At 62.7% G+C, this 20,284-nt stretch carries 14 protein-coding genes and 1 tRNA gene; 11 read left to right on the top strand and 4 right to left on the bottom strand.

Annotated features, from left to right (window positions below; all coding sequences use genetic code 11):
• Positions 1-185 precede the first annotated feature (185 nt).
• Together pnp and AB7M32_RS08565 are read left to right on the top strand one after the other, a co-directional pair.
• Positions 186-2,291, top strand: coding sequence for a polyribonucleotide nucleotidyltransferase (gene pnp / locus AB7M32_RS08560; RefSeq protein ID WP_072411314.1), 2,106 nt, complete (start codon positions 186-188; stop codon positions 2,289-2,291).
• 125 nt (positions 2,292-2,416) lie between these two features.
• Positions 2,417-2,489: transfer RNA gene (locus tag AB7M32_RS08565), tRNA-Thr, on the top strand.
• Between the two features lie 14 nt (positions 2,490-2,503).
• On the opposite strand, the gene AB7M32_RS08570 is transcribed toward AB7M32_RS08565, so the two are convergent.
• Positions 2,504-3,049 carry a hypothetical protein gene (locus AB7M32_RS08570; RefSeq protein ID WP_454249650.1) on the bottom strand — a complete coding sequence of 182 codons (546 nt, stop codon included), beginning with the start codon at positions 3,047-3,049 and terminating at the stop codon, positions 2,504-2,506.
• A gap of 304 nt (positions 3,050-3,353) precedes the next feature.
• On the opposite strand from AB7M32_RS08570, the gene AB7M32_RS08575 reads away from it, so the two are divergent.
• Positions 3,354-3,659, top strand: coding sequence for a DUF6388 family protein (locus AB7M32_RS08575; protein WP_072341097.1), 306 nt, complete (start codon positions 3,354-3,356; stop codon positions 3,657-3,659).
• Between the two features lie 38 nt (positions 3,660-3,697).
• On the opposite strand, the gene nadC is transcribed toward AB7M32_RS08575, so the two are convergent.
• Positions 3,698-4,546, bottom strand: coding sequence for a carboxylating nicotinate-nucleotide diphosphorylase (gene nadC, locus AB7M32_RS08580; protein ID WP_454249651.1), 849 nt, complete (start codon positions 4,544-4,546; stop codon positions 3,698-3,700).
• Positions 4,547-4,770: 224 nt separating this feature from the next.
• Between nadC and AB7M32_RS08585 the strand changes: the two genes are divergently transcribed.
• The 4 genes from AB7M32_RS08585 to AB7M32_RS08600 all read left to right on the top strand — a co-directional run bounded on the left by AB7M32_RS08585 (position 4,771) and on the right by AB7M32_RS08600 (position 10,762).
• Positions 4,771-6,984, top strand: a complete 2,214-nt coding sequence (locus AB7M32_RS08585) for a DUF1631 domain-containing protein (RefSeq protein WP_454249652.1) — start codon at positions 4,771-4,773, stop codon at positions 6,982-6,984.
• A 64-nt stretch (positions 6,985-7,048) separates the two neighbouring features.
• Positions 7,049-7,609, top strand: coding sequence for a 1,6-anhydro-N-acetylmuramyl-L-alanine amidase AmpD (gene ampD / locus AB7M32_RS08590; protein ID WP_158457640.1), 561 nt, complete (start codon positions 7,049-7,051; stop codon positions 7,607-7,609).
• Positions 7,606-8,442 (top strand): regulatory signaling modulator protein AmpE, encoded by an 837-nt coding sequence (ampE, locus tag AB7M32_RS08595; RefSeq protein ID WP_454249653.1) that lies wholly within the window; start codon positions 7,606-7,608, stop codon positions 8,440-8,442. Before ampD ends, ampE begins: the two co-directional genes overlap by 4 nt.
• A gap of 1,615 nt (positions 8,443-10,057) precedes the next feature.
• Complete coding sequence (locus tag AB7M32_RS08600; protein WP_410055826.1) at positions 10,058-10,762, top strand: methyl-accepting chemotaxis protein; 705 nt, start codon at positions 10,058-10,060, stop codon at positions 10,760-10,762.
• 103 nt (positions 10,763-10,865) lie between these two features.
• Here AB7M32_RS08600 and AB7M32_RS08605 read toward each other — a convergent pair whose 3' ends face one another.
• Positions 10,866-11,642, bottom strand: coding sequence for a TatD family hydrolase (locus AB7M32_RS08605; RefSeq protein WP_454249654.1), 777 nt, complete (start codon positions 11,640-11,642; stop codon positions 10,866-10,868).
• Between the two features lie 20 nt (positions 11,643-11,662).
• Complete coding sequence (gene cra, locus AB7M32_RS08610; protein ID WP_454249655.1) at positions 11,663-12,658, bottom strand: catabolite repressor/activator; 996 nt, start codon at positions 12,656-12,658, stop codon at positions 11,663-11,665.
• 290 nt (positions 12,659-12,948) lie between these two features.
• Between cra and ptsP the strand changes: the two genes are divergently transcribed.
• The 4 genes from ptsP (at position 12,949) to AB7M32_RS08630 (ending at position 20,256) form a co-directional block, all read left to right on the top strand.
• Positions 12,949-15,813: a phosphoenolpyruvate--protein phosphotransferase gene (gene ptsP, locus AB7M32_RS08615; RefSeq protein ID WP_454249656.1), complete on the top strand. Its 2,865-nt coding sequence runs from the start codon at positions 12,949-12,951 to the stop codon at positions 15,811-15,813.
• Positions 15,813-16,754, top strand: a complete 942-nt coding sequence (pfkB, locus tag AB7M32_RS08620; protein ID WP_454249657.1) for a 1-phosphofructokinase — start codon at positions 15,813-15,815, stop codon at positions 16,752-16,754. Before ptsP ends, pfkB begins: the two co-directional genes overlap by 1 nt.
• Positions 16,755-16,768: 14 nt before the next feature.
• Positions 16,769-18,511 (top strand): PTS fructose-like transporter subunit IIB, encoded by a 1,743-nt coding sequence (locus AB7M32_RS08625; RefSeq protein ID WP_454249658.1) that lies wholly within the window; start codon positions 16,769-16,771, stop codon positions 18,509-18,511.
• A gap of 203 nt (positions 18,512-18,714) precedes the next feature.
• Positions 18,715-20,256, top strand: a complete 1,542-nt coding sequence (locus tag AB7M32_RS08630; RefSeq protein ID WP_454249659.1) for an alkaline phosphatase D family protein — start codon at positions 18,715-18,717, stop codon at positions 20,254-20,256.
• Positions 20,257-20,284: the final 28 nt, after the last annotated feature.

Genomic DNA, 20,284 nt, shown 5'->3' on the forward strand with positions numbered 1-20,284 from the left:
GCGCTAGAGGTTGGTGGTCTGTCGTGCGTCAGTGGGTTTCCCGCTGGCGCATGGCAGGCTCCCAGCCTCAAGTTTTATCTGGATACACGTTTTACCCTGGACAGGCGTCGGGCCGATTCCCGTCATTGCCCAAGAATTTCGCAAGAAGACAAGTTCCCCAAGAGCCACAAAGAAGGTAGGACACCGTGAACCCGGTAATCAAAAAATTCCAGTTCGGTCAGTCGACCGTTACCCTCGAGACTGGCCGTATCGCCCGTCAGGCCTCCGGCGCAGTGCTGGTCACCGTTGACGACGACGTCAGCGTATTGGTGACCGTTGTCGGTGCCAAGCAAGCCGATCCAGGCAAGGGTTTCTTCCCTCTGTCTGTTCACTACCAGGAAAAGACTTACGCTGCCGGTAAGATCCCTGGCGGTTTCTTCAAGCGCGAAGGCCGTCCTTCCGAGAAAGAAACCCTGACTTCCCGACTGATCGACCGTCCGATCCGTCCGCTGTTCCCAGAAGGCTTCATGAACGAAGTGCAGGTTGTCTGCACCGTCGTCTCCACCAGCAAGAAAACCGATCCGGACATCGCTGCGATGATCGGTACCTCGGCTGCCCTGGCTATCTCCGGCATCCCTTTCGATGGCCCGATCGGCGCTGCCCGCGTCGCGTTCCACGAAAGCACCGGCTACCTGCTGAACCCGACCTACGAGCAGTTGAAGGCTTCGAGCCTGGACATGGTCGTGGCCGGCACTTCCGAAGCCGTGCTGATGGTTGAATCCGAAGCCAAAGAGCTGACCGAAGACCAGATGCTGGGTGCCGTGCTGTTTGCCCACGACGAGTTCCAGGTGGTGATCAACGCCGTCAAGGAACTGGCCGCCGAAGCCGCCAAGCCAACCTGGACCTGGGCTCCGCAAGCCGAAGCCACCGAACTGCTGGGTGCGATCCGTGCCGAGTTCGGCGAAGCGATCTCCCAGGCCTACACCATCACCGTCAAGGCCGACCGTTATGCGCGCCTGGGCGAGCTGAAAGACCAAGTGGTTGCCAAGCTGTCCGGTGAAGAAGGCCAGCCGTCTGCCGCTGAAGTGAAAGCTGCTTTCGGTGAAATCGAGTACCGCACCGTTCGCGAAAACATCGTCAACGGCAAGCCGCGTATCGACGGTCGCGACACCCGCACCGTACGTCCGCTGAACATCGAGGTTGGCGTCCTGCCGAAGACTCACGGTTCGGCACTGTTCACCCGTGGCGAAACCCAGGCCCTGGTTGTCGCCACGCTGGGCACCGCCCGTGACGCGCAACTGCTGGACACCCTGGAAGGCGAAAAGAAAGACCCGTTCATGCTGCACTACAACTTCCCGCCGTTCTCGGTGGGCGAGTGTGGTCGCATGGGTGGCGCCGGTCGTCGCGAAATCGGTCACGGCCGTCTGGCCCGTCGTTCGGTCCAGGCCATGCTGCCAGCCGCTGACGTGTTCCCGTACACCATTCGTGTGGTATCGGAAATCACCGAGTCCAACGGTTCGAGCTCGATGGCGTCGGTCTGCGGCGCTTCCCTGGCCCTGATGGACGCTGGTGTGCCGATGAAGGCTCCGGTTGCCGGTATCGCCATGGGTCTGGTGAAAGAAGGCGAGAAATTCGCCGTCCTGACCGACATCCTGGGTGACGAAGACCACCTGGGCGACATGGACTTCAAAGTGGCCGGTACCGCCAAGGGCGTCACCGCACTGCAGATGGACATCAAGATCAAGGGCATCACCGAAGAGATCATGGAAATCGCCCTGGGCCAAGCCCTGGAAGCGCGCCTGAACATCCTCGGCCAGATGAACCAGATCATCGGTCAGTCCCGTACCGAGCTGTCGGAAAATGCTCCGACCATGATCGCGATGAAAATCGACACCGACAAAATCCGTGATGTCATCGGTAAAGGCGGCGCGACCATCCGTGCGATCTGTGAAGAAACCAAGGCTTCGATCGACATCGAAGACGACGGTTCGATCAAGATCTTCGGCGAAACCAAGGAAGCGGCAGAAGCAGCACGCCAGCGCGTCCTGGGGATCACCGCGGAAGCCGAGATCGGCAAGATCTACGTCGGCAAGGTTGAACGCATCGTCGACTTCGGCGCGTTCGTCAACATCCTGCCGGGCAAGGACGGTCTGGTTCACATCTCCATGCTGAGCGATGCTCGCGTCGAGAAAGTGACCGACATCCTCAAAGAAGGCCAGGAAGTGGAAGTACTGGTACTGGACGTGGACAACCGCGGCCGTATCAAGCTGTCCATCAAGGACGTCGCAGCAGCCAAGGCATCGGGCGTTTAATCACCCCGTCACCTAAGCGCTGAACAAGCAAACGCCCCGACTGGTTCGGGGCGTTTTGCTTTGTGATGAAAATCCCGGCCAGGCAGGTTGCCTGGCCACCGGAGACGGTGCTAGTTTTAGCCACCGCCCGTGTAGCTCAGTCGGTAGAGCAGCGCACTCGTAACGCGAAGGTCGCAGGTTCGATTCCTGTCTCGGGCAAGATCTCCCCCTCGTTATTTCACCTTCCTGCTCAGTTCCTCGACCGTGCGTTTGAGCTGATCCATCTCTTGATCCTGATCGCTGAGTTCCCGTTTCAGGGACGAAATCTCGCTGTTGCTTGAACTTGAGGAGCCGCTATTGCGCTTGAGTTCTTCCATTTGCTTGCCAAGGTCGTTCAGGTCGCGTTCCTGTTCCTTGATGGTGCGCTTGAGCTCGTCAATCTCCTTGCTGCTGGAGTTGGAGCTGGAGCCGCTGTTGCGTTTGAGTTCTTCGATCTGACCAGCCTGCTCGTTGAGGGTGCGCTTCTGGTTTTCCAGTTCCTCAGTGTTGTTCTTCACGCTTTTCGGCAGGTTTTCCAGGACGCTGGCGCTGACATCGGTCTTGACGAGCTTGTACTTGTCGGATTGGTCATAGTGAAGGGCGGGAATGAAGTCGTTGTAAGACGGCCCATCGGAGGAGACTTCAACCGCCGCTTGAGCAACGTCAATCAAGGTCAGGCTGCCAAGCAGCAAGGTCGCGGTGGCAAGTTGGATCGACGAGCGTTTCGAAAAGCTGCGCATCACTGGGGTTCCTTGTGAAGTGCCGGTATGGCACATGGCTATGACTGGTTATTTTGACAGATGTTCCACAGCCCACAGCGCTTCTTCTGCACAGGTTTTTTTGTGGGATAGATGTAAAGAACCGTGTAAATCGTCGGCAAAACATCCTATATTCGTTGCCTGCATGTGCATCGCCCAGCAGTTTTCAGATGATCCCCGAATGGTTCTGAAGGCCAGATAAACCGGGCTTCACACGGTTTTTTGCGTCAGAGAGATCCTTGATGATCCAGATCCATCTTCCATTCCCCCGATCAACGAGAACGCCATGACTGTTAAAGCATTGACCCAGGAAGCCAGACACGAAGAAGCGCTGAAGAAGTACGTGCTGGATGCGCCCCAGTTGCTGGAAGAGATCAAGGACTTGTCCGCCGACGATCAGAAGGACCAGATCCAATGGGCATTCGAGGACGAGGCCGAAGCCCAGGGGCTGCAACCCTGGGAGTTGACGCTCAAGTACACCAGCACGCCTGAAGAATTCGAGGCGCAGCGCCTTGCGTTGCACAAGGAAGCGGCCGAGGTGCTGGGTGTGGAATGGGATGAGTACTGCGAGATGAACAATCTGGTGGTCTGAAAAAAACGCCAGCCTTTCAAGGCTGGCGTTTTTTGTTGTCAGAGGCTCAAGCGCATCGACAGATCCACTGCCTTTACATCCTTGGTCATCGCGCCGATCGAGATGTAGTCCACCCCGGTCTCGGCGATCGGGCGCAACGTGCTTTCGTTGATCCCGCCGCTGGCCTCCAGCTTTGCCTTGCCGCCATTGAGGCGCACGGCTTCACGCATGTCGTCCAGGCTCAGTTCGTCGAGCATGATGATGTCGGCGTTGGCCGCCAGCGCTTCTTTCAATTCCGCCAGGCTTTCCACTTCGATTTCCACCGGTTTGCCCGGTGCGATCTTGTGGGCGGCCGCGATGGCCTGGGCGATTCCGCCGCAGGCGGCGATGTGGTTTTCCTTGATCAGGAAAGCGTCGTACAGGCCGATGCGGTGGTTATGGCAGCCACCGCAGGTGACCGCGTACTTCTGGGCCAGGCGCAGCCCGGGCAGGGTCTTGCGGGTGTCCAGCAGCTTGACCTGGGTCCCGGTGACAAAGTCGGCCAGGTAACGGGCACGCGTGGCGACGCCCGAGAGCATTTGCAGGAAGTTCAGGGCGCTGCGTTCGCCGGTCAGCAGCGAGCGGGCCGGGCCCTCCAAGTGGAACAACGCCTGATCGGGGCTGACCCGGTCGCCGTCGTGCACTTGCCAATGCACCGCGACACGCGGATCCAGTTGCCGGAACACGGCATCGACCCAGGCCGTGCCGCTGATGATCGCCGCGTCGCGGGTGATGATGGTGGCCTTGGCCAGGCGTTCGGCGGGGATCAGTTGCGCGGTGATGTCGCCGCTGCCGATGTCTTCAAGCAACGCGCGGCGCACGTTGGCTTCGATTTCGGCGGTCAGATCGGCGAGGCGTAGATTCGGCATAACGGGCTCCACAAACAAAGTGGCGTGATTATAGGGTGTCGAAACCTGCATTTGGTCGCGTCCTCGCAACATTTCCCTATTTTCCCGGTCACTTAATTGCGCCGTATTTCGAGCTGGTTCACAGAGTCTGCTGGTACGACAGGGTTGTTTTACCCGATAATCCGCCTTTCGATTGACGTCATAGCTTTGACGTTGCGAACCGAAAACCGTTTCAGGAGGCCAGGATGCACAACGACGGGAATGTAGTGCCTTTACACAAGGTGGCTACCGATCAGGCGAATCGTTCGCCGCTCGCCCGCCTGCCTGTGATTCTGCTTCAGGTTCGCGACAAGGCCGCTCAACAGTTGCGCCTGGGCTTGCAGGGGCTGTTCGATAACGCCGACGACACCTTGTTTGAAATGGCCGACCGGGCGCGCGACGACGTCGAGCAGAACCTGTACTTCGAGGCCATGCGGGATCTGCGCCTGAAGCGCAAAAGCATCGAGCGCGAGTTCATCGAGCAGTTTTTCGAGACCTTCGTCAGCCTGGCCCAGTACGACCTGACCCACGCCAGCCTGGCGCCCGCCCTGGCGCCGGACGGCCAGACCCAGCGCTCCCACGATGAGCTGGAACGTCATCTGGCAGTCGAGGCCATGGTCACTCGGGTGCTCAGGCGCGATGGCGTGTCGCTGGAGCAACTGACGGCCCGGCTCGGTGTACTGCTGGACCGACCGCTGGTCAACCAATACAACCCCCTCAGCCCGGCACTGCTGTGCGAGAAGTTCCTGCAGGCCGGGCGTAACCTGGGCGTGGGCATCAAGGTCAAGCTGATCCTGCTCAAGCTCTTCGAGCGTTATGTGCTCAGCGAGTGCGACCAGCTCTATACCGAGGCCAACCAGTTGCTGGCCGCCACGGGCATCTTGCCGGAGCTCAAGGTGACCCCGGCGCGCCGGGCGTCGGATCGCTCCGAGGATACCCCCAGGCCCAACGCTGAAATCGTTGCCAAGCCCAGCGATGCCGAGGTCGACGACAGCGTGCAGGAAGTGTTCGCCGCCTTGCAGAAGCTGTTGATGCAAGTGCGTGGCAGTGTGGCGCCGACCCTGGAAGCCAGCGTGCCGCCCCAGCCCATCTCGACCCGTGACCTGCTGCGGCTGCTCTCGCATTTGCAGCAGTACGTGCCAGCGCCTGCCGTGCAGGACGAATTCGATCTGCGTAGCCAGCTCGAACAACTGTTGACCCGGGTCAGCGTCAGAAGTGGCAAGTCCCGAGTGGTCGAAGGCGCCGATGAAGATGTGATCAACCTGATCTCGATGATGTTCGAATTCATCCTCGACGACCATAACCTCCCAGACTCCTTCAAGGCCCTGATCGGCCGCCTGCAGATTCCGATGCTCAAGGTCGCGGTGCAGGACAAGAGCTTCTTCAGCCGCGGCAATCATCCGGCCCGGCGATTGCTGAACGAAATCGCGGCCGCCGCCATGGGCTGGGGCGATTGCGACGATCATCAGCGCGACAGCCTGTATTTGCGCATCGAACAAGTCGTGCAGCGCCTGCTGAATGATTTCGTCGATGACCCGGCGATTTTCTCCGAGCTGCTGGCCGATTTCCTGGCCTTCACCAGTGACGAGCGGCGGCGCAGCGAGTTGCTTGAGCAGCGTATCCGTGACGCCGAGGAGGGCCGGGCCAAAGCCGAACTGGCGCGCCAGCGCGTCGAAGGGGCGCTGAACCAGGTGATGCTGGGCAAAGTCCTGCCGCAAGCCGTGGTGGAGTTCGTGCAACACGCCTGGAGTCAGGTGTTGTTGCTGACCTGTTTCAAGCACGGCAAGTATTCCGCCGAGTGGCAGGCCGACGTCCTGACCTTGGAGCAATTGATCTGGAGCGTCCAGCCGCATGACGAGCCCGACGCCGGCCTGCGTTTGCTGGCGATGGTGCCGGAGCTGCTCAAGGCCCTGCGTGAAGGCCTGAGCCGTTCGGCGTTCGACCCGTTCGCCACCAGCGAGTTTTTCAGTGAGCTGGAAGTCCTGCATGTGCAGGCGCTCGAACGCACGGGCCAGGCAACGGAACAGGCCCAGCCGTTCGATTCGCCAGCCATGGTCGAGGTGCGGGAAAAGATCGTCCTGCGCCCCCCGCAAAAATCGGCGGGGGAGAGCGTGGCCGTGCATTTGCCGGCGGATGATGTCGGCCTGCTGCAGGTCGACCAGCTGCACCTGGGTAGCTGGGTCGAGTTCCAGGAGGAGGATGACAATACCCTGCGTTGCAAGCTGGCGGCGATCATCGAGGCCACCGGCAAATACGTATTCGTCAATCGCACCGGCCTCAAGGTGCTGGAGCACAGCCGCACCAGCCTGGCCCTGGAGTTTCGTCGCGGCGCGGCGCGGCTGTTGGACGACACCCTGTTGTTCGACCGGGCGCTGGAATCGGTGCTGGGCAATCTGCGCCAGCTCAATCGCGGCAAGTGATCGCGCAGGCCGGTCCGATCACGGCATACTGACGGCATTCACCGTCGTCATCGAAGGAACCTGTATGCAGTTGGACTCCGCGAGCGGTTGGTGCGAGGGGGTGCGTCATTGCCCATCGCCCAACTTCAATGCGCGCCCCGAGGGCGAAATCTCCCTGCTGGTGATCCACAACATCAGCCTGCCCCCGGCACAATTCGCCACCGGCAAGGTGCAGGAGTTCTTCCAGAATCGTCTGGATGTCACGGAACATCCCTACTTTGCCGGTATCGCCGACCTGCGCGTTTCCGCGCATTTTCTGATCGAGCGTGACGGCGCCGTGACCCAATTTGTCTCTTGTCTGGATCGTGCGTGGCATGCGGGCGTCTCGTGCTTCGAGGGGCGTGAGACCTGTAATGATTTTTCCCTGGGCATCGAGCTTGAGGGCACGGATGATCTGCCGTTCACCGACGCGCAATATGTCGCATTGGTAGCCCTGACCCGGCAGTTGCAAGCGGCGTTCAGGGCGATCACTGTGCAGCGTATCTGCGGGCACAGCGACATCGCACCGGGGCGCAAGACCGATCCGGGACCGGCATTCGACTGGGCGCGCTATCGCGCGGCCCTGACAGAAGGGGAAGGACAATGAGTTTTCTGGTGTTGCTGCTGGCCGTCTGGATCGAGAAATTCTCGGCCTTGCGCCAGCGGGTCCAGCGCGACGGCGGTTGGCTGGGCGAGCTGAACAAGCTCGAGGCGAGCCCACGGTGGGTCAACCGACCTTGGCTGGTGCTGACGGTGATGGTCCTGCTGCCTGTGGCCCTGCTGGCGCTGCTTTTGTGGGTGCTGGAGCCAGTGGCCTATGGTCTGCTGGCGCTGCCGGTGCATTTGCTGGTGGTGATTTACAGCCTGGGGCGCGGGGATCTACTGGCCGCCCTCGGGCCGTTTCGCGACGCCTGGCGTCGGGAGGACCTGCAAGCGGCGGCCCATGTGGCCAAGCGCGACCTGGACATTGAGGCCGATGACGGTGAGCAATTGCTGGAGCGGGTCCAGGGGCATTTGTTGTGGCAGGCCTACCAGAGCTTTTTCGCGGTGATTTTCTGGTACTTCGTGTTGGGCCCGGTCGCGGCCTTGAGCTATCGACTGCTGGCGCTGGCCGCCGAGCATAGCCAGAACCCCGGTGTGGCCGAGCGGGCCGCGCAGATGCGCCATGCCTTCGACTGGGTGCCGGTGCGGTTGCTGGCGGCAAGCTTCGCCCTGGTGGGCAATTTCGTCGCGGTCAGCCGGGTCATGCTGCATGAGCTGTTGAACTGGAACATCAGCGCCGCCGACCTTATCGACAAGGTCGGCCTGGTGGCCGGCGAAATTCCCAAGCCTGTCGCCGGGCCGGATGGCATCAATAGCTTGGACCGCCTGTGGGAATTGCTGCTGCGTGCGGCGGTGCTCTGGTATTCCGGGTTTGCGTTGTGGACGGTGTTGGCCTGACAGCTGTCGTCAAGGTGCTTTCTGTGGCGAGGGAGCTTGCTCCCGCTCGGCTCTGTAGGCGCTGGCGAAGCCTGCGATCTTTTGATCTTTCGCTTGGGATTCAAGCGTCGGGGGAAAGATCGCAGCCTCGTTGCACTCGTCAGCTCCTACACCGCTCCTACGTCGTTAACCTTAAGTTACAAATCTTCCCGCCGATTTAGGCTATACAGGGACAGCGCCCGAATAGTGGCTTTCTGCTGTCTCTGTGCGCGAGCTCATAACAATAAGAACACTACCGGGAGACTTCCTTGTGAAGAGTTTGCTCTGGCCCGCCGTCGCGCTGATGAACCGCCTGAGCTTCGGCATGAAGTTCAGCCTGATCAGCGTGCTGTTCCTGCTACCGATGCTGGTGACCAACTTCTTTCTGGTGCGTGATTCCTATCGGGAATTCCAGGGCACCCAAGTGGAGCTGCAAAGCCTCGACCTGCTGGGCAGCAGCCTGACCCTGCGCCGGGACCTGGAAACCCTCAACAACCTGGTGCAGATCAACGCTAGCCTGGGCCAGTCCGGCAAGGCTGGTGATGTCGAAGCGAAGATCGGCAGCCTGGAGCAACAAGTCCTCACGCGCCTGCAAGGCATGACCGCCATGGCCATCGAGCCTGAGCAGGTCAGTGCTTTCGAGGCCAAGCGCGACGAGATGATCGGTGCTTTCAAAGCCCAGCAGGCGGAAAGCTCCCTGCAGAGCAAAAGTGCGCTGATCGGCAAGTTGCTCAACAGCGCCCAAATGTTCAGTCAGATCATCGCCAGCCAGGCGGGGCTGAGCCGCGATAATCAGAGCGACATCCGCCAACTCAGCGAATTGATCATCGCCACCACCCCCAAGGTCACCCAGATCCTCGGCGATGGTCGGGCGCTGGGCGCGTCCTCGTTGGGACAGGGGTTTCTCAATTCGGCATCGAGCACCCGCTTCGACGAGTTGCTGGCGCAGATCGAAAAGCTCCAGGGCGAGTACGACTTGAAACTGCAGGACGCCCTCGGCTCCAGCAAGGCCGCCGGGCAAACCCTTGGCGCCCAGGCCGACGGCAGCAAGAGCACCCTCAAGAAAGCGTCGGAGCTGATCGAGGAGCAAGTGGTGATGGCCGACACCCTCGATGCTCCGTGGCCGGCGTTCTTTGAGCAGGTCAGCGGCCTGATGGAGCAAACTTATCGGTTGAACGAGGCGACCCAGGGCTTTCTCGGTGTGCAGTTGCAGCAGCGGCTTGAGCAGAATCGTAGCCACATGGTGCTGCAAGCCGTGGCGCTGGTGGCGGTGTTCCTGTTGATTTTTTACCTGTACGCCGGCTTCTACGCGTCGACCCGCACCACCCTCCAGCACCTGGGCCAGATGATGGACAAAGTGGCGGCGGGGGACATGACGGTCAATTTCGTGGCGCGCAGCAAGGATGAACTGGGCGAGTTGGGTGAAGTGTTCAACGGTACGGTGGCGAAGATCCATGACCTGATCGAACAGGTCAGCCGCACCGTCGCGGAAGTCGAACGCCAGGCCGGGCAGGTGGAAACGGTATCGGCCCAGAGCAATCAGGCCGTCGCCGGCCAGCGCAGCCAGATCGAACTGGTGGCCACGGCGATGAACCAGATGTCGGCTACGGCCCTGGAAGTGGCTCGCAGTGCCGCCGCTGCCGTGAGCAGTGCCCACAGCGTGAACGACGAGACCCTCAGCGGACGCGGGCTGGTGGAGTCGCAGCAGGGCAGCATCGCCCGCTTGGCCAGTGAGATCGATCAGTCGGTGCAGGTGATCAACCAACTGGCGACCGACAGCCAGGCCATCAGCCGCGTGCTGGATGTGATCAAGAGCATCGCCGAGCAGACCAACCTGCTGGCTCTCAATGCCGCCATCGAAGCCGCCCGGGCCGGTGAACAAGGTCGGGGTTTTGCGGTGGTGGCCGATGAAGTGCGGACCCTGGCCAAGCGGACCCAGCAATCGACCGAAGAAATCGAAGCGATGATCACCCGCCTGCACGGCGGTGTCGGTGCCGCCGTCAAGGCAATGGGTACCAGTCATGAGATGGCCAATGGCACGGTCGGTCAATCGGAAAAGGTCCAGCAGGCCCTGGAAAATATCCTCGGTGCCGTCGGCATGATCGTCGACCAGAACCAGCAGATCGCCGCCGCCGTGGAGCAGCAGACAGCCGTGGCCCATGACATCGACCAGAATATCGTCGAGATCAACCGCGCTGGCGAACGCACGGCCGAAGGCGCGCACCAGACCGAAAACGCCAGCCGTGAGCTGTCTGCCCAGGTGGTGCAGCTCAAGCAACTGATCAATGCGTTCCGGGTGTAGGCCGTTGTGGGAGCGAGCTCGCTCGCGATAGCGGAGTGTCAGGCTACCTGTTTTTTCGACGGATACACCGCTATCGCGAGCAAGCCCGCTCCCACAGGTTTTTTTACCAGTTGAACAGTTGGCGGGCGTTGGCGGTGCTGGCCTCGGCCAGTCGCTCGGGCGTCACCGCCATGATCCCGGCCAGCGCCTCGCAAATCGCCGGCAAGTGCGCCGGGCTGTTGCGTTGTCCAGGAAACATGGCTGGGGCCATGTCTGGTGAGTCGGTTTCCAGCACCACCGCATCCAGCGGCAGTTTCGCCAGCACCCGGTGCATGCGCAGGGCCTGAGGCCAGGTCGCCGCACCGCCGAGGCCGAGTTTGAAGCCGAGCTTGAGGTATTCGCGGGCCTCTTCAAAACTGCCGGCGAAGGCGTGGATGATCCCCGCCCGGGTGGGGTTGATGCGCTTGAGGGTCGCGATCACGGCGGCATGGCTGCGGCGCACGTGGATCAGTGCCGGCAGTTCGAACGCCACGGCCAGTTCCAACTGCGCTTCGAACAGCGCTTGCTGGCGGTCACGGTCCAGGGTCTCGATGTAATAGTCCAGGCCGATCTCGCCCACTGCACACAATTGCCGGTGCCCGGCCAGGCGGCTCAGCCAGTCGTGCAACAGCGTCACGTCGTCGGGTCGATGCTGGTCGAGGTACACCGGGTGCAGGCCCAGGGCGGCATGCAGGTCCGGGTCGCTTTGCACCAGGTCCCAGACCCGCTGCCAATTGTCCCGGTACACGCCCAGCACCACCATTTGCCGCACACCCAAGGCGCGGCTTTCGGCCAGCAGCGCCGGGCGGTCCGCGTCAAAGTCCGGGAAGTCCAGGTGGGTGTGGGTGTCGATCAACTCCATGCATCAATCCTGAGGAAACGTCAGCCCTGGTGGATCCGCTGCTTGAACGTCCGGGCGATGGCCTGCACGCCAGGCTGGTAGTCATCGTTTTCGATGGCTGCCAGGGCCAGTTCCAGGGCTTTGTCGGCGATCAACTGATGTTGTTGGGACATGGCATTGACCGGCAGCGGCAGGAAATCCAGCAACTGCGTGTCACCAAACGTGCCCAGGCGCAATGGCCGCGACTTGAGCGGGAAATCATGCAGGGCGTCGAACACCCCTTGGAGTAGCACATAGGAGGTGGTGATCAGCGCGTCGGGCAGATGCCCCAGGCGCGCGAGCATTTCATCCATCAACTGACGGCCGCATTCACGGCTGAACGACTCGCCATGCTCGATCAACACCTGGCCCTCGAACCCGGCCAAGGCTTCACGAAAACCTGCGGTCCGTTCCTGGCTGATGCTCAATTCGGGGCGGGCGCTGATCAAGGCGATTTGTCGAGGGTGGGTCTCCAGCAGGCTGCGCGTCAGGTGCAGGCTGGCCTGGCGGTCGTCGCTGATCACCGAGCAGAAATGCGCCGGTTCCATCACCCGGTCGATGGCGATGATCGGAATGCCCTTGGCCTGCAACTGCTGGTAGCTGTCGTCGCCGGCCGGCAGGCAACTGGCGACGATCAGCGCATCGCAGCGCCGGGCGCGGAACAATTGCAATAGCTGCCGTTCACTGTCGGGCGCATCATCGGAGCTGGCGATCAGTAACTGATAGCCCCGTGCCCGGGCGCCTTGTTCCAGCAACTTGGCGATGCGTGCGTAACTGGGGTTTTCCAGGTCTGGCAGGATGAAGCCCAGGGTGCGGGTGTGCCGGCTGCGCAGCCCGGCGGCCTGGGGATTGGGCGTGAAGCCATGTTCCTCGACCACCGCCCGCACCCGTTCGACAGTGGCGCTGCTGATGCGTTGCTGTTCGGCCTTGCCATTGATGACATAGCTGGCGGTGGTTACGGACACACCGGCCAATTGAGCAATATCACTGAGTTTCAACCCGGTTTTCCTTGTTTTTTCGAGTGAGTCCCGAGGATTAAGGGCCATCCTACCCGATTCAAGCTGACGGTTACCGCCCAAGCGCTTACGACAAGTTGCACTTCAACGATGAGAGATTATCGAGTAACGTGCCAATCTTTCTAGATTAAACGTTTCAGCAAGCGTATTTTCAAGGCTAGCAGGATTTTTGGCCGTGCTGCCGCGATACCGCCCAAAGCCGCCCTGTAACGCTAAGCTGATTCATTCAAAACAATACCTGGCGCCAACCCGGACGCCAAAAAGGAGAAAGCATGCTCGAGCTCACTCTAGAGCAGATATCCATGGCGCAGACGGCTGTGGATAAAGACGCTGCACTGCAACTGCTCGCCGACAAACTGGTGGCCGATGGTCTGGTAGCCGAGGGTTACCTCGCTGGCTTGCAGGCCCGTGAAGCCCAGGGTTCGACCTTTCTTGGCCAAGGTATTGCCATCCCCCACGGCACCCCGCAGACCCGCGAGCTGGTCTATTCCACCGGTGTGCGCCTGCTGCAATTCCCCGAAGGCGTGGACTGGGGCGATGGTCAGATTGTCTACCTGGCCATCGGCATCGCCGCCAAGTCCGACGAACACCTGCGCCTGCTGCAACTGCTGACCCGCGCCCTCGGCGAGACAGACCTGGGCCAGGCCTTGCGCCGCGCCGGTTCCGCCGAAGCCTTGCTGAAGCTGCTGCAAGGCGCGCCGCAGGAGCTGGCCCTGGATGCCCAGATGATCGGCCTCGGTGTGTCGGCTGACGATTTTGAAGAGCTGGTATGGCGCGGCGCCCGCCTGTTGCGCCAGGCCGACTGTGTGAGCAACGGCTTTGCTGGCGTGTTGCAGCAAGTCGATGCGCTGCCCCTGGGCGATGGCTTGTGGTGGCTGCACAGCGAACAGACCGTCAAGCGCCCGGGCCTGGCCTTCGTCACCCCGGACAAGCCTATCCGTTACCTGGGCCAACCGTTGAGCGGTCTGTTCTGCCTCGCCAGCCTCGGCGAGGCCCACCAGGCCTTGCTGGAAAGGCTCTGCGCCTTGTTGATCGAAGGCCGCGGCCACGAACTGGGTCGCGCCACCAGCAGCCGCAAGGTGTTGGAAGTGCTCGGCGGCGAATTGCCCGCCGACTGGCCCAGCGCGCGCATCGGCCTGGCCAACGCCCATGGTCTGCATGCACGCCCGGCGAAGATCCTCGCCCAGTTGGCGAAAAGCTTCGACGGCGAAATCCGCGTGCGCATTGTCGACGGCCAGGACAGCGCCGTGTCGGCCAAGAGCTTGAGCAAACTGCTGAGCCTGGGCGCCCGTCGTGGCCAAGTCCTGGAGTTCATCGCCGAACCGAGCATTGCCAACGACGCGTTGCCGGCACTGCTGGCCGCCATCGAAGAAGGCCTGGGCGAAGAGGTCGAACCGCTGCCGCCACCGAGTGCCCCACGGGAAACCGTGATGGCCGAGGTCGCGACCGTCATGCTGGCGCCCGAATCCGGCAGCCTGATCCAGGCCGTCGCCGCCGCCCCGGGCATCGCCATCGGCCCGGCCCACATCCAGGTATTGCAGGCCATCGACTATCCGCTGCGCGGTGAATCGGCGGCTATCGAGCGTGAGCGCCTGCAGAACGCCTTGAACCAGGTACGCCAAGACATCCAAGGCCTGATCGAACGCGCCAAGGCCAAGGCTATCCGCGAGATCTTCATCACCCACCAGGAAATGCTCGACGACCCGGAGCTGACCGACGAAGTCGACACCCGTTTGAAGCTGGGCGAGAGTGCGCAAGCGGCGTGGATGGGCGTGATCGAAGCCGCCGCCAAAGAGCAGGAAGCCTTGCAGGATGCCTTGCTGGCCGAACGGGCCGCCGATCTGCGTGACGTCGGTCGTCGGGTGCTGGCGCAACTGTGTGGCGTCGAAACCCCGAACGAGCCCGATCAACCCTACATCCTGGTCATGGACGAAGTCGGCCCGTCCGACGTGGCCCGCCTGGACCCGACCCGTGTAGCGGGGATTCTCACCGCCCGTGGTGGCGCCACCGCCCATAGCGCCATCGTCGCTCGCGCCCTGGGTATTCCGGCGCTGGTGGGCGCTGGTGCGGCGGTATTGCTGCTGGCGCCGGGCACGTCCCTGCTGCTGGATGGCCAGCGCGGTCGCCTGCACGTGGACCCTGACGCCGCCACGTTGCAGCGCGCCAGGGAAGAACGCGACACCCGCGAACAGCGCCTCAAGGTCGCTGCCGAGCAGCGCCACGAGCCGGCGCTGACCCGTGATGGGCATGCCGTGGAAGTGTTCGCCAACATCGGCGAAAGCGCCGGCGTCGCCAGCGCGGTGGAGCAGGGCGCCGAAGGCATTGGCCTGTTGCGTACCGAACTGATTTTCATGGCCCACAACCAGGCGCCGGACGAAGCGACCCAGGAAGCCGAATACCGCAAGGTGCTCGATGGCCTGGCCGGTCGGCCGCTGGTGGTGCGCACCCTCGATGTGGGCGGTGACAAGCCGCTACCGTACTGGCCGATCGCGAAAGAAGAAAACCCGTTCCTCGGCGTGCGTGGCATTCGCCTGACTTTGCAGCGCCCGCTAGTCATGGAAGCGCAATTGCGGGCCTTGTTGCGCTCGGCGGACAGCCGTCCGCTGCGGATCATGTTCCCGATGGTGGGCAGCGTCGACGAGTGGCGTCAGGCCCGGGACATGACCGAGCGCCTGCGCCGGGAAATCCCCGTGGCGGACCTGCAACTGGGGATCATGATCGAAGTGCCGTCCGCTGCGTTGCTGGCGCCGGTGCTGGCCAAGGAAGTTGACTTCTTCAGCGTCGGCACCAACGACCTGACGCAATACACCCTGGCCATCGACCGGGGGCATCCGACCCTTTCGGCCCAGGCCGATGGCTTGCACCCGGCGGTGCTGCAACTGATCGACATCACCGTGCGCGCCGCTCATGCCCATGGCAAATGGGTCGGTGTGTGTGGCGAACTGGCGGCCGATCCGCTGGCGGTGCCGGTGCTGGTGGGCCTGGGCGTGGACGAGTTGAGTGTCTCCGCCCGTAGCATTGCCGAGGTCAAGGCGCGGGTTCGCGAACTGAACCTGGCGCAAGTCCAAACCCTGGCCCAGGCGGCCTTGGCCGTGGGCAGCGCCGATGACGTGCGCGCATTAGTGGAGGCGCTGTAATGGCGAAGATTCTTACCCTGACCCTCAACCCGGCGCTTGACCTTACGGTGGAACTGGCGCGCCTGGAACCAGGGCAGGTCAACCGCAGTGACGACATGCACACCCATGCCGCCGGCAAAGGCGTGAACGTGGCCCAGGTGCTGGCTGACCTCGGTCATACGCTGACGGTCAGTGGCTTTCTGGGCGAAGACAATGCCCAGGTGTTCGAGACGCTGTTCGCCCAGCGGGGGTTTGTCGACGCCTTCATCCGTGTCCCCGGCGAGACCCGCAGCAACATCAAGCTGGCCGAGCAGGACGGGCGCATCACTGACCTCAACGGGCCGGGCCCGGTGGTCGATGCCGCCGCACAGCAGGCGTTGCTGGCGCGTTTGGAGCAGATCGCCCCCGGCCACGACGTGGTCGTGGTGGCGGGCAGCTTGCCCCGGGGCGTCAGCCCGCAGTGGTTGCAGGCGTTGATCGTCCGTCTTAAGACACTCGGCCTGAACGTGGCCCTCGACACCAGCGGCGAAGCCTTGCGCGTTGCCCTGGCGGCGGGGCCGTGGCTGATCAAGCCGAACACCGAGGAACTGGCCGATGCGCTGGGGTGCGAGGTGGTGAGCGAAGCGGCCCAGGCGCAAGCGGCGCAGCGCCTGCATGCCCAGGGTGTCGAGCATGTGGTGATTTCCCACGGTGCCGATGGCGTGAACTGGTTCAGTGTCGGTGCGGCGTTGCATGCCTCGCCGCCCAAGGTCAGCGTCGCCAGTACCGTGGGCGCCGGGGATTCGCTGCTGGCGGGCATGCTCCACGGTCTGCTCAGCGCCGACACCCCGGAACAGACACTGCGCACTGCCACGGCCATCGCCGCCATGGCGGTCACGCAGATCGGTTTTGGCATCCACGACACCGCGTTGCTGGCGTCGCTTGAACAGGGCGTGCGCGTGCGCCCCCTGACAGAACAATAAGAGGGTTCGCAAGAATGAAACTAGCCATTGTGACGGCCTGCCCGAACGGCATGGTTACCAGTGTGTTGTGCGCCCGCCTGCTGGACGCCGCGGCGCAGCGCCAGGGTTGGAGCACCAGTGTCGAGGTCCATGACGCGGCCCATCCGGAACGCCAGCTGTCGGCGGCGACCCTCGAGGCGGCCGAGTGGGTGTTGCTGGTCGCCAGCGGCCCGGTGGATCTGTCGCGGTTCGTCGGCAAGCGGGTGTTCCGCAGCACACCGGCCCTGGCCCTCCAGGACGTTGATGCGGTGCTGCGTCGTGGCGCCGTAGAGGCTGAGGTTCTGGGCGAGGCAGACGCGTTCGCACAAGAGCCGGCGGCGTCGGCCGAGCGAGCCCCGCGCCTGGTCGCCATCACGGCATGTCCAACGGGTGTCGCCCATACCTTCATGGCCGCCGAGGCTTTGCAGCAGGCGGCGACGAAACTGGGCTACGACCTGCAAGTGGAAACCCAGGGTTCGGTCGGTGCCCGCAATCCGTTGAGCGCCGAGGCCATCGCCGAAGCGGACGTGGTGCTGCTGGCGACCGACATTGAAGTCGCCACCGAGCGGTTTGCCGGCAAGAAGATCTATCGTTGCAGCACGGGCGTCGCCCTGAAACAGGCCGAGGCGACGCTGAACAAAGCGCTGGTCGAAGGTCGCCAGGAAAGCGCGTCGAGCGGCGCCAGCGCCCCGGCCAAGTCGGAGAAGACCGGCGCCTACAAGCACCTGCTGACGGGCGTGTCCTTCATGCTGCCGATGGTGGTGGCTGGTGGTTTGATGATCGCCTTGTCGTTCGTGTTCGGCATCGAGGCCTTCAAGGAGCCTGGCACCCTGGCGGCCGCGCTGATGCAGATCGGCGGCGAGACCGCGTTCAAGTTGATGGTGCCGTTGCTGGCCGGCTACATCGCCTATTCCATCGCCGATCGGCCGGGCCTGGCGCCAGGCATGATCGGCGGGATGCTGGCGAGCACCCTGGGCGCCGGCTTCATTGGCGGGATCATCGCCGGTTTCCTGGCCGGTTACGCGGCCAAGGCGATCAACCGCTACGCGCGCTTGCCCCAGAGCCTGGAAGCGCTCAAGCCGATCCTGATCATCCCGCTGCTGGCGAGCCTGTTCACCGGCCTGGTGATGATCTACATCGTCGGCAAACCGGTGGCGGGCATGCTCGAAGCCTTGACCCACTTCCTCGACAGCATGGGCACCACCAATGCGATTCTGTTGGGCGTGCTGCTGGGGGCGATGATGTGCGTCGACCTCGGTGGACCGATCAACAAGGCCGCCTATGCGTTTTCGGTGGGGCTGCTGGCTTCGCAGAGTTATGCACCGATGGCCGCGGCCATGGCCGCCGGCATGGTGCCGCCCATTGGCCTGGGCATCGCCACGTTCATCGCCCGGCGAAAATTTGCCCAGACCGAGCGCGAGGCCGGCAAAGCGGCACTGGTGCTGGGACTGTGCTTCATCTCCGAAGGCGCGATCCCGTTCGCGGCCAAGGATCCGCTGCGGGTGATCCCGGCGAGTATCGCCGGCGGGGCGCTGACCGGCGCGCTGTCGATGTACTTCGGCTGCAAGCTCATGGCCCCCCACGGCGGCCTGTTCGTGATGCTGATCCCCAACGCCATCAACCATGCGTTGTTGTACTTGCTGGCGATCGTGGCGGGGAGCCTGCTGACGGCAGTGGCGTACGCACTGCTCAAGCGGCCTGAGGTGGTGGAGATGGCGTTGGAGCCGGCCAAGGCCTGATCGCTTCTTTGAAGCAATGAAATCCCCCTGTGGGAGCGAGCTTGCTCGCGATAGCGGTGTATCAGTCGACCACTTGGTTGCCTGACACTCCGCCTTCGCGAGCAAGCTCGCTCCCACAGGGGGGGCTGGGGCGGGCATAAAATCCCTGTCACACCCACTTCACACAGCCATGCTTAAGTTTTCCCATTTCAAGGGAGAACACCATGAGCGAATTCGACCTGGGACGTCGTCGGGTGATGCAAGCCGTAGGGGCGGGGTTGTTGTTGCCGGGGCTGGCGCCGGCGGTGATGGCTTCGGTCAAGGATCGTCCGGTGCTCACCGACGGTGTGCAGTCTGGCGACCTGCAGGGCGACCGGGCGATGATCTGGAGCCGCAGCGACCGTCCGGCGCGAATGGTGGTGGAGTGGGACACCCGCAGCAAGTTCAGCAATCCCCGTCGCTTCGTCTCGCCCGTGGCCGACGCCCGCAGTGATTTCACTGCCCGGGTCGAACTGACCGGGTTGCCCCGCGACCAGGCGATTTTCTACCGTGTGCATTTCGAAGATGTCCAAAGCGGGGTTGCCAGCGAGCCCTGGCTTGGCCACCTGCGCAGCGTGCCGCAGTTCAAGCGCAACATCCGTTTTGTCTGGAGTGGCGATACCGTCGGCCAGGGTTTCGGGATCAACCCGGACATCGGCGGCATGCGCATTTACGAAGCCATGCGTCTGCGCCTGCCGGATTTCTTTATACACAGCGGCGACACCATCTACGCCGACGGCCCGGTGCCGGCGCAAATCACCGTCGAGGGTGGGCGCATCTGGCGCAATATCACCTCCGACGCCAAGAGCAAGGTCGCCGAAACCCTGGATGAGTATCGCGGCAACTATCGCTACAACCTGATGGACGAAAACGTACGCCGCTTCAATGCCGAAGTACCACAGATCTGGCAGTGGGACGACCACGAGGTGGTCAACAACTGGTCGCCGGGCAAGCAACTGGACGAGCGTTACCAGACCAAGGATATCCACAGCCTGGTGGGGCGTGCGCGGCAGGCCTGGCTGGAATACGCGCCGATGCGCCGGCAGAAGGCCGACGGCGGCGGGCGGATCTACCGCAAGCTCGGTTACGGGCCGCTGCTGGATGTGTTCGTGCTGGACATGCGCAGTTACCGTGAAGCCAACGACGCCAACCTCGGCGCGGCCAAACCGTTCCTGGGGCGTGAGCAATTGAATTGGCTCAAGCATGAGTTGAAGCAATCCCGCGCCCAGTGGAAAGTCATCGCCGCCGACATGCCTATTGGCCTGGGTGTGCCGGATGGCGAGGTCAGCCCCGGCGTGCCGCGTTGGGAAGCGGTCGCCAACGGTGACCCGGGCGCGGCCCAGGGGCGTGAACTGGAGATCGCCGAACTGTTGGGTTACCTGCGCAAGCATCAGGTGCGCAACTACGTCTGGCTCACCGCCGACGTCCACTATTGCGCCGCCCATCACTACCACCCCGAACACGCCGCGTTCCAGGATTTCGAACCGTTCTGGGAGTTCGTCGCCGGGCCCTTGAACGCCGGCAGCTTCGGGCCCAACACCCTGGACAAGACCTTCGGTCCTGAGGTGGTGTTCCAGAAAGCGCCCCCGACCCAGAACAGCTCGCCGTTCGCCGGGTATCAATTCTTTGGCGAGGTGAACATCGATGGGCCGAGCGGGGAGATGAGTGTGGTGTTGCGGGATCTGGAAGGGGTGGCGGTGTTCGAGAAGAAGTTGCAGCCGGTTTGAATCTAAAGCCCGCCACAAAACCCATGTG

The organism is Pseudomonas sp. R151218B TE3479, assembly GCF_053629195.1.